A 14,750-nucleotide genomic window follows, 5' to 3' on the forward strand; every position below is an offset into this window, starting at 1 on the left:
GCCCCATCCGCCGCCGCGGGCGCCCGGGCGGCGGGCCGGGCGGCTCAGTCCACGAGCCCGCCCTCCAGATACTCGGGCTCGGGCGGCGTGGGCGGCGGGTCGCGGCGCCCGTCGTACAGGTAGGGCGCCAGCCACCGGTCGAAGGACTGCCGCCACTGGCTGTCCTCGCCGCCGGCGCGGTAGTCCTCAAGGACGGCGTTCACCCAGGCGACCAGGTCGGTGTTGGCGAGGTTCATCGCCACCCCGTACGACTCGTCCGTCAGCCGCTGCCCCACCAGCCGCATCGAGGGGTCCTGCGCCAGATGCCCGGCCGCCAGCGCGGTGTCGGTCATCAGGGCGTCCGCCAGGCCGAGTTGCACCTGCACCAGGCAGTCGAGGTGGTTGGGCTGGGTGATCAGCTGGGCGCCGTGGCTCTGCTCCTGCAGCAGCCGGCTCGCCGTGGAGCCCGCCGCGCTGCACACCCGGGCCCCGTCCAGGCTCTCGTCGAAGCCGGTGATGGAGGAGTTGCGCGGCACCTCAAGCTGCTGCCCGGTCTCGAAGTAGGCGGTGGAGAACGCGACGTCCTGCCAGCGGTCGCAGGTGATGGACATCGAGCGCACCACCATGTCGACGGTGCCCTCCTGTATGGCCTGGGTGCGCTGGGCGGTCGGGATGGCCAGGTACACGATGTCGGGGTTCTCGCCGAGCAGGTCCTCCGCGATGGCCTGCACCAGGTCGATGTCGAAGCCGACGATGCGGGTGCTGTCCGGTTCGCGGTAGCCCCACAGGTAGCTGTTGAGGTCGATGCCGACCCGCAGCTGGTTGCGCGCCCTGATCGCCGCCACCGCGTCGCCCGGGTCGCGGGCCGGCGGCAGGCTGGCGTCCACCGGCCGCCCGTCGCACAGTTGCGGCCCCGCGAGCGGCAGGTCGTCCCCGCTGCTCACCTGCCCGGCCGGCGCGGCCTGCCCCGCGGCGGAACCGGCCCCGGCCGCGGCCCCGCCGCCCGGCAGCGCCGCCACGAGGGTGGTCCCGGCGAGCACCAGCGCGGCGGCGGCGAGCAGCAGCCCGCGCCCGCGCGGCAGCCGCACCCGGCGCCGCCCGCCCCGGCCCCCCGGCCCACCCCCCGGCGCCCCGGCGCCCGCCGCGCCCGGCGTTCCCACGGTGCTCACGCTGCCCACCGGCCTTCCCACTTCCGCCCGTCCGGCCTCCGCCCGTTCCGTCGGCCTTCCCGTTCCGGCCCGTCGCACCGGCCTTCCCGTTCCGGCCCGTCGCACCGGCCTAGCCGCTCCCGCCCGCTCCACCGGCGTTCCCGTTCCGGCCCGCTCCACCGGAGTTGCCGCCCGGCCCGACTCGTCACGCCCGCCTCCGGCCCCTCGCCTCACCGGTACTCCGCCAGCCTGCGGCCCACGCCGAGCGCGGTGCCGAGCACCGCCAGCAGGGCAAGCGCCACCGCCCCGACCCGCAGGCCGCCGAGCCGCCCGCGCCCGCGGTCGGCCGCCGCCGTGAACTGCTCCTGCTCGTGCCGCACCGCCTCCCCGAGGGAGGCGTTCACCTGGGCGAAGGACTGCCCCGTCGTCGCCCCGGGGGAGTGGGGCCCGCCGATCGCCCGGGCCACCGCCTCGTCGTACGCCCCGGCCAGCTCCTGTTCCCGGCCCGCCTGGTGGCGCGTGCGCCACTCCTGGGTGGCGGCCACCGCGGCCCGCACGGGAGCCAGCCCGTCGGCGTCGTCGGCCAGTTCCTCCGCCTCGCCGAGCAGGCCGGCGACCTGCTCGGGGTCGGGGCCGAGCAGCGTGTTCATGTGCTCGGTGTAGCTGTCCTCGAACTCGGTGCTCGCGCCCCTGGCGACCAGGTTCAGGTTCTCGTCGCCGCGGGCCTTCAGCGCCTCGGTCCAGGCCCCGTTCAGCGCGCTCAGCGACCTGGCCGCCCCGGTGCTCGCGTCGTTCAGCGCGGAGCGCGCCAGGACGTGCGCGCCGGTCAGCCACAGCAGCAGCACCAGCGCCGCCGAGGTGGCCGCCAGCAGGCCCGGGTCGAACACCCGGTTGGTGCGCAGGTAGTGCCGCCGCTGCGCCCAGGCCAGCACCAGGAGCGTGCCGAGCCCGACCCCCGTGGCCACCCACGGCCACCGCTTGGCCTCGCCCATGTCCTGCTCGAAGCGCCTGGTCTCCAGCTGGTACAGCTCGTCGGCCGTGCGCAGCAGCGACTCCTGCATCTGCTCGTTGGCGTAGCGCAGGTAGGCCCCGCCCAGCGGGAGGCCCTGCCGGTTGTTCGCGCGGGCGATCTCGACCAGCCCGGTGTACACCGGGAGCCGCTGATTGAGAAAGGTGATGTACTCCTGCGCCTCGTCGGAGCCCGAACTGTCGGCCGCCGCCGCGGCGAGCCGCCGCGCCGCGTTGTCGATGTCGTCCTCGTAGCGCTGCCGCACGTCGGGGTCCTCGTTCGCCCCGGCCAGGAACCCGGTGGCCGCCGCGGTGTTGGCGTCGACGAGCGCACGGTAGATCTCGGCGGCCCCGGTGCTCAGCGGCTGGCTGCTGTCGATGACGGTGGCCGCCGCGGCCGTACGATCGGACACCTGCCAGACGGTCACCCCGCCGAACAACAGCAGCAGCAGGGCGATCGCCGCGCCGATCAGCCGCAGCCTGCCCGGCTCGGTCCGCAGCGCGGCCCGCAACTGGCCCGCCTTGTACGCCCACGGCGAGCGGCGCGGTGGCTCCTGGGAGGCCGCGGACGCGGGGGATGGCGGCCCGTCCTGCGGTGCCGTCGCTGCCGCGGCGGCCGGCGGGGACGTCGGCGGAGCGGTCGGCGAATGCGTCACGGTGCGGGCCCTCCCCCTCGTGATTCGGCACGGGCCACGGCCAGAAGTATGCCGCCTGGCCTCGTGACGCCACAGGCTTTGGTCACGATCGTCTCGGGATCGCGATCTTTGCCCCTTGCCGCCACTCTCGCCCGCCATCACGCGGGGGGCTTGCCGCCCGGTTCCCGCCGAGGTCAACCCCCGTTTCCCCGCCCGTCACCCGGGCCACGGTCACCAGGCCGCCTCCGCTGGCCCACTCCCGACCGGCTGCCCCCCGGTGAACGATGGCGCCCGCACTGCCCGCTGCAAGGCTGCGACCGGGGCGGACAGGACTCCTCGGACCCGATCGCTCCCGCCTCGGATCAGGTCCTCCAAGAGGCCCTTCCCGAGGCAGGTCACGATTGCCTGACTGGACACGACGGAGTTGACTGCGCCCTCGCACAGCTACAGGGAAATGAAAGTGTTTTTTATTCTATGACCCTAGGATGTCAACCTGCTGGGTTGGGGTACCTCAAAAAGTCAATCAAGATTGATGGAATCCCAAATTAGCAGATGCTCTGGTTCGTCATTAAACCAGGCGAACGTGCCATCGGCCAGCATGGGCAATGCCTTTTTTGCCTCAGGGTGTGTGCGCGACTCGAATGCCGAGAGGAAACGGCATCTTTCCGGGCTCAATCCTTGCGAAGCTGCCCAGGCGAGGAGGCTTTCCTTGCGCTCATTCGTGATTACGCCGCCACTGAAAACTGCTTCGATGAACCACACTTCATCGTGATCGGGAGCGAGATCTGCCATCAGGCAGTCGGGCAGCAAAGCGCTTTTATTCACTGTGATGCCCATCGACTCAAGAGCGTGGCCATCGATTAGGTTTACTTTTTCTCCGGGTTGAGAAATGAAAAGCACGTTAGGCTGCTTTAGGTGGGTCGAGAACTGTTCGGCCACACCCTTCAGGATTACGCTGCTGGGCCCGGGATGTAGTGTTCGGATGCCAGCGCCGGGTAGATGTACATGCACGCTCTCATCATTTAGCGCAGGATCGCGACGCAATTGTGCTCTCCGGCGGCCAGTCGGAGTCAGGTGCGTCTTTTGCCATTTCGCAATGGCCTCATGAAGTGCAGATCCTGTCATCTCTGGCACTAGAAGGGCGGCGAAATCTGGGGCCAGAGTGTAACGAGCGAGTGGCGAGTTGGTTGACAGGTGTGTTCGGATGTTGAGTACCGCGCCGTTGTTGATCAGGGCGTCAATTGATTCGTCGCGTACAGGTTCGCGACTATTGTTTGCATACCAAATGGGGCCCCGTTGGACGCCGATTGCATCGCAAAAGCTGATGACGTCCTTTTCTTTCTTCATTGCCGCCGTGTAGTAACCGCGTCTTTCGCTGTCTTTCCGTCTTTCGGCAACAGCATCGCTCATCCACGTGATAGTCGAAGGGCGGATAGGTGCGTTGTCTCCAATGGCGCCGACATACATGGCAACGAAAACGATGGCTGATGCAGCTGGGTTCGCGGTCGCGGTCATCCCTGTGATCTCCGAAGGCAGCACCAAGCTCAGTCGATCTTGGTATGCCTTCCGGTTCTCGAGCAGTGGAGGCAGGGGCCAGTCGTCTGGTGAGTATGTCACAGCGTCAGACCATATACCTCATTGATCGCTGAGGAGAGGTCTTCGTCGGGCAAGCTTGCCCAGGCTCTCAGCGTCTTGGGCCCTGGCAACGGTAGCGCGGCCAGTTCGTAGGCGGACACGGCAACTGAGCCCGTGAGGCACCGGTAGAGGCGGTCCAAGGCGTCTGAGTCCAGTAGTGCCGTCAGTAGTCGGGGTGTGAGCAGGCTCCCGGGGGTCTCGCACGTGAGTACGTTTACATGGTTCTCCACCGAGACACGCCCGCCCCATGTGGACAATGTTTTGTCGTCAAGTGCAGCTGCCAATAGCCGCCGCCCCTGCTCTGGAGCGGTCGTTCGTTGAACAAGAACAGCAGGCTGATTCAGCACTAGAAACTTCTCGTCATTTTTCCCGAGATGCAAATATCTCAGCCGGTCTCGCGTCTTATCGCGATGAAGCCTCCCTCCGTCAAGATCTGCTGCCCAGATGATCATCACGGAACTATCCGACGGGAAAGAGGACAGCTGGCTTTTGCGGCGGTTCCAGACGAGTGGCCCGGTAGAAATAGACCAGCCGTAATTTGCGAGACGCTGCGTCATTTTCTGGGCCTTCCGAATGACAGGAGGATCCGTTGGAGTTCGGGGTAGCAACCAAGGGCGCTCCGCGACAGCCGGAAGCCTGCCCTTTCCGATCTCTTCCTCCGAGACGCGACCGTTTATCCTCACCCGCCCGCATGTGACCGACCGTGTGAGGCTTCCCTTTTGGAAGGTGGCCAACACGGTCTCTTGGGTGACTCCGGTCGAGAAAACGCGTGCCCTATCGGAAACGTGAGTGAGTCGAGTCAGTGGTGCTGTCCTGGCCAGATAGGAGCGAAGTCGCTGGAAATAAGCGCCCCCAAGCCAGCCGGCGGGCACGAGTGCTGAGAGGGCGCCGCCTTCTGCCAAATTTTCGGCAGCCGCAGCCATGAAAAGGCCATATCGATTCGCGTGTCCGAATACGACGTGTTGCCATTTCTGGCGATCTCTATCGGATAGGCGAACCCTGCCATAAGGGGGATTCAGGAGCACGAGCGTGGGTGGTACAGGAGGTGGGGTCAGTCCGTCGCCTACTTCAAGTAGTGATGGAAGCGGACGACGTCGTGACAGCGGTACCCTCAGCCAGGTAGGAAGTAGCTCAGCAGCAAGAAGCGCATTGCCAAGCCATACGGCGGAGGCGTCGAGATCGCGGCCCCCGATGGCCGATTTCACAACTCGAAGAGTAATCTCCGGCTGTGCATCGCGTCGCTTCTGTAGCCAATACCGCAGTGCTGGCAAAAGAAGCATCCCCGCGCCACAAGCCGGATCCCAGATCAGGCCCTCAGGGTGGCGCTGGAGCGTCTTAGTGCTATGTTGGTAGAGAATTTTCGCCAGGGTTGGCGGCGTGTAGTGTCGGCCCTCGCTAGTGCGTACGGAGTCATCCAGAGCGACCACATAGGCATTGGCCAGGTCCTCTGCCCGGGCGTCCAGCAAATCTTCCCTGATTGGACACAGCGTCAAATCATCTTGAGTGAATACGTCTGGAAAAGCTATGACGTGATCAAGACCGAGCGTTTCGGGTGAGTCGGCTCCCAGAGCCGATGCACGACGCTCCCACCAGTGGGGAACGGTTGCCAGAACTGAAAGCGCCTCTCGCGAGACGCTTGCGGGTCCGTCCGTGTTCAGCCACGCCCGCTGAGCCCGGTTGGGCCTAGCAGCGACCATCAGCTCGGTCTCGATCACTGAGAGCCCCTTCTTTGCGTCACTGACGCCAGGCTTGCTCCGCCTGGTATCTCGTACGTGCCTAGGATTTCACACGACGCCCTGCGGGCCCCACCAGTTGCCTCTTCTTTCGCGTATGGTCCTGGCGGTGATCGATAGTGTGCAATTGGCTTGGGATGTAGGTCTCGAATGAAGGGGCAACTGTGTCGCTTCGGTCGAGATCGCAACGAATCGGTGCAAGAGCCAGCTCTCTTGGATGAAGCTGTAGGTGGGGTTGGGCAACAGCCGTAGCAAACTTGGAGCATGGAGCCGCCCACACCGTTGAGATGCCTGTAACCGTGGAGCGCAGCTGGTCTACTGCGTGGAACCTCAGCCGTTCCAGGTGGCGGCAAAGCGGCCTTCGGCAGCTGGCCATGCTCGGCGAGACTGCCAACAGCCTCAGACGGCTACCAGCCATGCTGGGGCACTCCTCAGCTTGCGTTGCAGGGTTCTGGCTTCGGGCTGAGTCACCCATCCGTAGTTGGGCGTCGCGGCAAGGGCGCCTCAGGTGAGGTGCAGGCCGAGGTAGATGACCTCGTCGGTGTCGGGGGCGGGGCCGAGGTCGTGGAAGCCGATGTGGTGGTAGAAGGCGCGGGCGTTCGTGTTGGCCGCGACCATGCTCAGGTGCACGCCGGGCACGCCGCGTTCGCGCAGGGCCGCGAAGTACGCCTCCATCAGGGCGCGGCCGAGCCCGCGCCGCTGGCCCTGGGGGAGCAGGTCGATGTGCAGGTGCGCCGGATAGGCGGCGGCGATCTCGGGGTGGAGCATCCGCTCGGGGTGGTGCAGCAGGTCGCGCAGGTTCGCGTCGCCGACCCCGGGCTCGGCGTCGGGGGAGGGGAAGCGCGCCGCGACCGTGGGCAGCCACTCCCTCCTGAACCAGGCGAAGTAGGCCGGGCTGTCGGCCGTGCCGACCAGGTAGCCGATCGGCCGCTCGCCGTCGTCCGCCACGAACACCAGGTCCGGGTCGTGGGCCGCGTAGGGGGCGGCGAAGAGGACCGGGAGGATCTCCGGTTCTGGCAGGTGCCCCCGCGCGTCGCCGCCGAGGTGGCCGGTGCGGATGCACACGTCGTCCAGGGCCCAGGCGTCCTCGGAACGGTAACGGCGAACCACCACGGAATCCGGCGTGGCGGGTGCGGGAGCGGTGGCCGGGATGGCCGGTGTTTCGTTCATGGAGACATTGTGAACACGCCCCGCGCCCCGGGCCTAGCCCCTCCTTCGGCCGGGCAGGCGCGAACGCCACCGCCCGCGGCACAACGCCACCGCCCGCGGCCAACGCCACCGTCCGCGGCACGGGGCCCCGCAACAGAGCCACGGAGCGCGGCACGGAACCCCGCCAGGAACCGGGCACCAGGCCCATGCCCGGAACCCCGCACGTCGCGTGGGTGGTCCGTGGGACGCGCCCTCACTCGCCGCCCTCGTCCTCCGCGGCGGCGGGGGCGGCCTGCGTGGGCAGTTGCACCCGCTGCTCCGGTTCGATCCGGCTCAGGCCCGCCACGTCGAGCGCGCGCTTGATCCGCCAGCGCAACTCGCGTTCCACCTCGGCCGACCGGCCGGGAAGGGTCTTGGCGGAGACGCGCAGCGCCACCGTCTCCCGGGTGAAGGAGTCCAGGCCGAGCACCTCGACCGGCTCCCACAGCACCTCGTCCCACGGCGCCGCGCCCGACAGTTCCTCGCCGGCCGCGGCGATCAGCTTGCGGGCCTCGTCGAGGTTGGCGTCCGGGTCGAGTTCCACGTCGATCGTCGCGGTGGACCAGCCCTGGCTGAGGTTCCCGATGCGCTTGATCTCGCCGTTGCGGACGTACCAGACCTCGCCGCCGTCGCCGCGCAGCGTGGTCACCCGCAGGCCGATCTCCAGGACGGTGCCCACCGCCTCGCCGGCGTCGATCCGGTCGCCGACCCCGTACTGATCCTCGAGCAGCATGAACATGCCGCTGAGCACGTCGGCCACCACGCTGCGCGCCCCGAAGCCGAGCGCCACGCCGGCGATGCCCGCGCTCGCCATCAACGGCCCCAGCTCGACGCCGAGTTCGGACAGCACCATGAGGGCCGCGGTGCCCAGGATCACCACGGAGGCGGCGCTGCGCAGCACCGAGCCGATCGTCTCGGAACGCTGCCGCCGCCGCTCGGTGTTCACCAGCAGCCCGGACCGCAGCGGGGGGCGGCGCGAAGAGCCGCCGTCCTCCCGGTTGAGCCGCGCGATCAGGCGTGTGATGGCCCGGCGCACCACGTACCGCACCGCGAAGGCCAGCAGCGCGATCAGCACGATGCGCAGCCCGGACGTGGCCCAGGACTCCCAGTTGTCTCGCACGGCATAACCGTAGACAGGGCCGGGGCCGGGGTTGCGCCCCAGGCCGGGGCCTGTGGCGAAGGGCACAGCGGGCGTTCGAGACGTTCGAAAGTCAACAAGCGTTGATATCGTGGGGGAATGCAGCACAGCGAGAATGCCCAAGGTGTGGAAGACGTGGTCTGGGCGCCGCCGCGACGCTTCGGGCCCCGGTCGGCCCCGGCGAGGCGCGCGATCCTGGAGGCGGCGCGGGCGAGGTTCGCCGAGGACGGGTACGAGAAGACGACGATTCGCGCCGTGGCCGCCGACGCCGGCGTGGACCCCGCGATGGTGATGCGTTACTACGGCAGCAAGGCCGACCTGTTCGACGCCACCGTCCGCGTCGCCAGCGACCTGGAGGACCTCACCAAGGTGCCGCGGGAGGAGATCGGGCGGCGCTTCGCCCGGGCGATGCTCGGCCGCTGGGAGCGGGGCGAGAACAAGCCGGAGGCGGCGGCGCTGCGGGCCGCGCCCACCCACCCCGAGGCGGCCCGTTCCGTGCAGCGCAGCTTCAACGAGCACGTGCTGCCCGCGCTGCGCCGGGCGTTCCCCGACGACCCCGACATCGAGACGCGGGCCGGCCTCGTGCTGACCCAGGGCATCGGCACGGCGCTGCTGCGGTACGTGCTGGAGATCGAGCCGGTGGCGTCGATGGACTACGAGACGCTGATCGAGGCGGTCGGGGCCAGCATCCAGCGCCACCTGACGGCGCCCCTCGGGTCCGCGGCCTAGCGGGGCGCGTCGACGGCCGCCGAGCGGGCAACTCGGCGGCCGTCCGCGTGCCGTCCACGCGCCGGGTGCGCGCCGGGCACGCGGCACGCGCCTGCGCCCGCCCCACCGCCGCGCGCGCCTTCCCCACTACGCGGGTCCTCCCCGAGCCCGCGCGCCCTCTCTCCCGCGCCCGTACGCGCGCCTTCCCACGCCCCCGCCCCGCCGCCGCGCCCGTACACGTGCCGGCGCCCACGCCTCTCGCCACGCCCGTATGCACGCCGGCCCCGGCTCGCGGCCCTCGCCGCCGGTACGCTGCCGGTACGCGCGCTGTCCCCCGGGCCGCCGACTCGGGCCGCCGCCCCGGTACGCCGCCCGCCTCCGCGCCCGTACGCGCCCCGCGCTCGCGCGGGTACGCCGCCCGTACGCGCGCCGCGCCCGCTTACGCGCGCCGTCCCCGCGCCGCCCCGGCGTCCGTACGCCCCGCACCCGCACCCGGGCACCGCACCGCGCTCGGCCACCGCGCCCGCCTGCGTGCGTCGTTCCCGCCGCCCCGGGCACCGGTGCCGCGCCCGCGCCGCCCCCGCACGCCGCGCCCGCGCACCGCCCGAACGCCGCGCCCGCGCGCAACCGCGCCCCGCGCCGCGCCCGCGTACGGGCGCTGCGTGCGGCGCCGCCGTATGCGCCCCCGCACCGCACCCGCGCCCCCGCAAGCGCCTTCGTCCCCCGGCCAGGGCGGCCGGGGGACGAAGGCGGGAGGAGGGGAGGAAGGAAGGGGAGGCGCTCAGCCGAGGTGGACGGGGACCGGGTCGCCGGAGCCGGCGGCCTGGGCGCCCGGGTTCGGCCGCGGGGTGTTCATCAGGGCCGCGATGACGAGGGAGCCGACCGCGAGGATGCCCGCCGCCCAGGCGAAGGCCGTGGTGTAGCCCTCGACGAGGCCGGCCTGGAGGACCGCCTGGTCGCCCGGCCGGGTCATGTGGTCGGAGATGTAGTCCGTGGTCGCGTTGGCCGCGAGGGTGTTGAGCAGGGCGGTGGCGATCGAACCGCCGATCTGCTGCCCGGTGTTGACCATGCCGGAGGCGACGCCCGCGTCCTCGGCGCCGACGCCGTGGGTCGCGTAGTTCATCGCGGGGGCCATGACCAGGCCCATGCCGAGGCCGATCAGCAGCATCCCGACCAGGGGCACCTCCGCGTAGCCGGAGTCGGGCTCCAGGCGGGTCAGCCAGGTCAGGCCGCAGGCCGAGATCAGCATGCCCGGCGTCATCAGCGCCCGGGGCGGAACCCGGGGCAGCAGCCGGCTGGCGATGCCGCCCGCCGCGACCGCCACCGCGAGGGTCATCGGCAGGAAGGAGACGCCCGCCTTCACCGGGGAGTACCCCTTGACGATCTGGATGTAGAAGGTGAGCAGGAACATCGTCCCCAGCATCCCGATCATGGCGATCGCGGCCGAGAGGTAGGCGGTGCCGCGGGTGCGGTCCCACACCACCCGCAGCCGCAGCAGCGGCTCGGCCGTGCGCGCCTCGACCACCGCGAACGCCGCCAGCAGCAGCACGCCGAGGGTGATCGGGCCCAGCACCATGCCCGAGGACCAGCCCTCGGACTCCGCCTCGCTCAGCCCGTAGACGATCGCGACCAGGCCGGTGGTGACCAGGAGCACCCCCGGCAGGTCGAGGCGGACCCCGTGCGAGGCGCGGGGGTTGGGCAGCAGGGCCGTGCCGCAGAGGGCGAGGAAGGCGATCACGCAGTTCACGTACATGCACCAGCGCCAGTCGAAGGCGTCCGTCAGCCAGCCGCCGAGCAGCAGGCCGATGGCGCCGCCGCCCGCCGCGATGCCGCCGAAGATGCCGAACGCCTTGGCCCGCTCGTGGGTCTCCGTGAAGGTGACCGCGAGGAGGGAGAGCGCGGCCGGCGCGAGCAGCGCGCCGAACACCCCCTGCAGGGCGCGGGCGGCGAGCAGCAGCTCGAAGGAGCCCGCGGCGCCGCCCAGCGCGGAGGCGGCGGCGAAGCCGATGGTGCCGATGATGAAGGCCCGGCGCCGCCCCGTGTAGTCCGCGAGCCGCCCGCCGAGCAGCAGCAGGCTGCCGAAGGCCAGGGTGTAGGCGGTGACCACCCACTGCCGGTCGCCGTCGGAGAAGTCGAGATCGGCCTGGGCCGAGGGCAGCGCGATGTTCACGATGGTCACGTCGAGCACGACCATCAGCTGAGCCAGGCAGATGAAGACCAGGGCCAGCCAGCGCCTGCCCCCGCCCACCCCTGCCTGAGGGGTCGATTCGATGTCGGACATGGTCCTGCCTTCTTCCTTGGTCACTGCGACTTCCGACCGTGGTTGTCAACGCACGTAGGCAAACTAGTCCAGGCCCTCGATTACTGTCAACAAGCGTTGGTCAATTGGCGCTGATGCCGATACGCGGGGGGAAGGAAGAGAGGAGAGGGGGCCCTGTGGCGAACGACACAATCGCCGCATTTCCCCGTCGTGGTGGCGCTACCGGCCGCGGCCGGGACACACTGAGGGAGATCGTCACGGCGCGAGCCACGTGCCGCCGACGGAAACGGAGGGCGTCCGTGCCACACGTATTGGTCCTCAACGCGTCATACGAGCCGCTCGGCGTCGTACCGGTCCGCCGCGCGCTCATCCTGTTGCTCAACGACAAGGCCGTGAGCCTGGAGAGCTCCGGCGCCCTGATGCGCAGCGCCACCCACGCCATACCCGCACCGAGCGTCGTACGGCTGAAACGCTTCGTCCGCGTCCCCTACCGCACCGCGGTCCCGCTCACCCGCCGGGCGCTGTTCGCCCGCGACGGCGGCCGGTGCGCCTACTGCGGCGGGGTCGCCACCAGCGTCGACCACGTCATCCCGCGCAGCCGCGGCGGCCAGCACGCCTGGGACAACGTCGTCGCCGCCTGCCGCAGCTGCAACCACATCAAGGCCGACCGGCACGTCGCCGAACTCGGCTGGCGGCTGCGCCACCAGCCGGGGCCGCCCTCGGGACTCGCCTGGCGGATCATCGGCACCGGCCACCGCGACCCGCGGTGGCTGCCCTATCTGCGGCCCTACGGCGCGGACGACGCGCTGGCCAGGATCGAGGGCCGCCCGGCCTGAGCCGCCCCGCGGCCGGCGGCGCGCGCTCCCGCACCGGAGGGCCGGGAGGGGGGTGAAAGAAATCGGGAGCCGTCGGCCGGCCGACGGTAAATCTTCCGCGGAACCGGGCGTGAGCTGCGTCGCTTTCCTGTCGCGGGGAAGGATGCGGTGGCGTTCACTGGGTAGAGCAGAACCGAGTCGCCACCGACAGCGAACGGAGCGCCCCCGTGGCCACAGGCACCAGGACGGAAGCCGCGTCGGACAAACCAGCCCTGATCCCGATGCCCGCCGCACCGGCGGGCCGGGACCTCCCGCTCACCAGCGAGCCGCCGCTGGCCGACCACGCCCCCCTCACCGCGGAGGGCCCCCTCGCGGCCGAGCCGCCCCTGACGGCGGAGCCGAACGGGATCTGATGGAGCGGCTGTCGCGGCTCGCCGCGGCGCACGGCGTCGCCACCTCCTACGAGCCCACGCCGGGCAGCCGCCGCGAGGTACCGGCGGACACCGTGCGGGCCGTGCTCGCCGCCCTCGGCGTCGACCCGGAGGCCGCGCCCCCCGGCGCCGGCCCGCCGCGCCTCCTCCCGCCCACCGTCGTCCTGCGCGACGGCCACGCCCCGCTCCCCGACGTGCCCGAGGGCACCACCCTGCGGATCACCACCGAGGACGGCCGGGAGATGCCCTGGCGGGCGCCCGCCCCGGGCGCCCCGCTGCCCCTGGGCTGCCACACCCTGCACGCCGAGGCGCCCGACGGCCGCACCGCCACGGCCACCCTGATCGCCGCCCCCGCCCGCCTGCCGGGACCGCCGGGGCGCAGCATGGGGCTGCTCGTGCCGCTCTACTCGGTGCTGTCCCGGCGCTCCTGGGGCATGGGTGACCTCGTCGACCTGGCCGACCTCGCCGCCTGGGCCGGGCACGCCATCGGCGCCGGATTCCTGCAGCTCAACCCGCTCCACGCGGCCGTGCCCGGCACCCCGGGCGAACCCACCGACCCCTCCCCTTACCGCCCCGGCAACCGGCGCTTCGCCGACCCCGTGCACCTGCGGATCGAGGACATCCCCGAGTACGCCTACCTCGGGCCGGGGGAACGCGCGCGCACCGACCGGCTGCTCGTCCAGGCCGCCGCCCTGCGCGCCGCCGTACTGGAGAAGGGCGCCCCCATCGACCGGGACGCCGTGTGGGCCCTCAAACGCCAGGCCCTGGAGATCGTCCGCGGCGTGCCGCTCGGCCCGGGCCGGCACGCCGCCTACTGCGCCTACCTCGCCGAACAGGGCCAGGGCCTGGAGGACCACGCCACCTGGTGCGCGCTCGCGGAACTGCACGGGCCCGACTGGCACTCCTGGCCGGCCGGCCTGCGCGACCCGCGTTCCGCCGCGACCGCCAGGGCCCGCGGCGACCACCTGGAACGCATCGACTTCCACAGCTGGCTGACCTGGCTCACCGACACCCAGCTGGCCCGCGCCCAGCGGGCGGCCCGCGCCGCGGGCATGCCGATCGGCCTGGTCCACGACCTGGCGCTGGGCGTGCACCCGGACGGCTCCGAGGCCTGGTCGCAGCAGGAGGTGCTGGCCGCAGGCATGTCCGCCGGCGCCCCGCCCGACGCGTTCAACACCCGCGGCCAGGACTGGGGAGTGCCGCCCTGGCGGCCGGGCGCGCTCGCGGAACGCGGATACGCCCCCTACCGCGCACTGCTGCGGGGGCTGCTGCGGCACGCGGGCGGCATCCGGGTCGACCACGTCATGGGCCAGTTCCGGCTGTGGTGGATTCCGCGGGGCGCCGACCCCGACCAGGGCACCTACGTGTCCTACGACGCCGAGGCCATGCTCGGGGTGCTCGCCCTCCAGGCGCACCGCGCGGGGGCGGTGGTCCTCGGCGAGGACCTGGGCACCGTGGCCCCCGGGGTGCGCGAGCACCTCGCCGACCGCGGCCTGGTGGGCTCCTCCGTGCTGTGGTTCGAACGCGACCCGGCGCGCGGGGGGCGCCCGCTCGCCCCCGAGCGCTGGCGCGCCGACTGCCTGGCCACCCTCACCACGCACGACCTGCCGCCCACCGCGGCCAGGCTGACCGGCGAGCACGTCAGGCTCAGGGAACGACTCGGGCTCACCGCGGACGCCGAGGCCGAGCTGCGCACGGTCCACGCGGAGAACGCGGAGTGGCTGGACGAACTCGCCGCGCTCGGCCTGCTCCCGCCGGACGCGGACGAGGAGCGGCGGGTGCTGGCCGCCCACCTGTTCCTGGCCAGGACCCCCGCCAGGATGGTCGGGATCTGGCTGCCGGACGCGGTCGGCGACCGCCGCCCGCAGAACCTGCCAGGCACCTGGCGCGAGTACCCGAACTGGCGGCTGCCCCTCGCCGACGGCGAGGGCCGCCCCCTGCCCCTGGAAGCCCTCACCTCCTCGGTGCGGCTCGCCACCCTGGCCAGGGCCGTGCGGCGCGAGATGGCGGGCGGGGACGCGGCGGGAGGGGCTGTCGCGGGGAGCCCCGAGGGGGTTCGTTAGTCTGAGCCC

General features: G+C 71.3%; 11 protein-coding genes. 4 read left to right on the forward strand and 7 right to left on the reverse strand.

Annotated features, from left to right (window positions below; translation table 11 throughout):
- Positions 1 to 44: 44 nt before the first annotated feature.
- The 6 genes from D7294_RS27170 to D7294_RS27200 form a co-directional block, all read right to left on the reverse strand.
- A complete protein-coding gene (locus D7294_RS27170; RefSeq protein WP_277751119.1) occupies positions 45 to 1,148 on the reverse strand; it encodes a glutamate ABC transporter substrate-binding protein in 1,104 nt (367 codons plus the stop codon).
- Between the two features lie 209 nt (positions 1,149 to 1,357).
- A complete protein-coding gene (locus D7294_RS27180) occupies positions 1,358 to 2,791 on the reverse strand; it encodes a hypothetical protein (RefSeq protein ID WP_241562659.1) in 1,434 nt (477 codons plus the stop codon).
- A gap of 498 nt (positions 2,792 to 3,289) precedes the next feature.
- Positions 3,290 to 4,285, reverse strand: coding sequence for a BsuBI/PstI family type II restriction endonuclease (locus tag D7294_RS27185; protein WP_147450919.1), 996 nt, complete (start codon positions 4,283 to 4,285; stop codon positions 3,290 to 3,292).
- A gap of 98 nt (positions 4,286 to 4,383) precedes the next feature.
- Positions 4,384 to 6,120, reverse strand: coding sequence for an Eco57I restriction-modification methylase domain-containing protein (locus D7294_RS27190; RefSeq protein ID WP_120684410.1), 1,737 nt, complete (start codon positions 6,118 to 6,120; stop codon positions 4,384 to 4,386).
- A gap of 522 nt (positions 6,121 to 6,642) precedes the next feature.
- Positions 6,643 to 7,308, reverse strand: coding sequence for a GNAT family N-acetyltransferase (locus D7294_RS27195; protein WP_120684412.1), 666 nt, complete (start codon positions 7,306 to 7,308; stop codon positions 6,643 to 6,645).
- A gap of 232 nt (positions 7,309 to 7,540) precedes the next feature.
- Entirely contained in the window at positions 7,541 to 8,446 is a 906-nt protein-coding gene (locus D7294_RS27200; RefSeq protein ID WP_241562660.1) for a mechanosensitive ion channel family protein, read from the reverse strand.
- Between the two features lie 117 nt (positions 8,447 to 8,563).
- On the opposite strand from D7294_RS27200, the gene D7294_RS27205 reads away from it, so the two are divergent.
- Positions 8,564 to 9,193 (forward strand): TetR/AcrR family transcriptional regulator, encoded by a 630-nt coding sequence (locus D7294_RS27205; RefSeq protein WP_120684414.1) that lies wholly within the window; start codon positions 8,564 to 8,566, stop codon positions 9,191 to 9,193.
- A 760-nt stretch (positions 9,194 to 9,953) separates the two neighbouring features.
- Here D7294_RS27205 and D7294_RS27210 read toward each other — a convergent pair.
- Positions 9,954 to 11,453 carry an MFS transporter gene (locus D7294_RS27210; RefSeq protein ID WP_120684416.1) on the reverse strand — a complete coding sequence of 500 codons (1,500 nt, stop codon included), beginning with the start codon at positions 11,451 to 11,453 and terminating at the stop codon, positions 9,954 to 9,956.
- Positions 11,454 to 11,731: 278 nt separating this feature from the next.
- Between D7294_RS27210 and D7294_RS27215 the strand changes: the two genes are divergently transcribed.
- The 3 genes from D7294_RS27215 to malQ all read left to right on the forward strand — a co-directional run bounded on the left by D7294_RS27215 (position 11,732) and on the right by malQ (position 14,741).
- The gene (locus D7294_RS27215; protein WP_120684418.1) at positions 11,732 to 12,268 is read left to right on the forward strand and encodes an HNH endonuclease; all 537 of its coding nucleotides are present in this window, start codon (positions 11,732 to 11,734) and stop codon (positions 12,266 to 12,268) included.
- 206 nt (positions 12,269 to 12,474) lie between these two features.
- Positions 12,475 to 12,660 carry a hypothetical protein gene (locus D7294_RS31665; protein WP_147450920.1) on the forward strand — a complete coding sequence of 62 codons (186 nt, stop codon included), beginning with the start codon at positions 12,475 to 12,477 and terminating at the stop codon, positions 12,658 to 12,660.
- On the forward strand, positions 12,660 to 14,741 hold the full coding sequence (gene malQ / locus D7294_RS27220) for a 4-alpha-glucanotransferase (RefSeq protein ID WP_120684420.1): 2,082 nt from the start codon (positions 12,660 to 12,662) through the stop codon (positions 14,739 to 14,741). The genes D7294_RS31665 and malQ overlap by 1 nt, the downstream gene beginning before the upstream one ends.
- The last annotated feature ends 9 nt before the right edge of the window (positions 14,742 to 14,750 follow it).

The organism is Streptomyces hoynatensis (genome assembly GCF_003626535.1).
Classification (GTDB): Bacteria; Actinomycetota; Actinomycetes; order Streptomycetales; family Streptomycetaceae; genus Streptomyces; species Streptomyces hoynatensis.

Coding starts and splice junctions, on each gene's coding strand:
- D7294_RS27210 (WP_120684416.1), bottom strand. CDS start 11,453: ATGTCCGACATCGAATCGACCCCTCAGGCAGGGGTGGGCGGGGGCAGG.
- D7294_RS27185 (WP_147450919.1), bottom strand. CDS start 4,285: ATGACCGCGACCGCGAACCCAGCTGCATCAGCCATCGTTTTCGTTGCC.
- D7294_RS27205 (WP_120684414.1), top strand. CDS start 8,564: ATGCAGCACAGCGAGAATGCCCAAGGTGTGGAAGACGTGGTCTGGGCG.
- malQ (WP_120684420.1), top strand. CDS start 12,660: ATGGAGCGGCTGTCGCGGCTCGCCGCGGCGCACGGCGTCGCCACCTCC.
- D7294_RS27195 (WP_120684412.1), bottom strand. CDS start 7,308: ATGAACGAAACACCGGCCATCCCGGCCACCGCTCCCGCACCCGCCACG.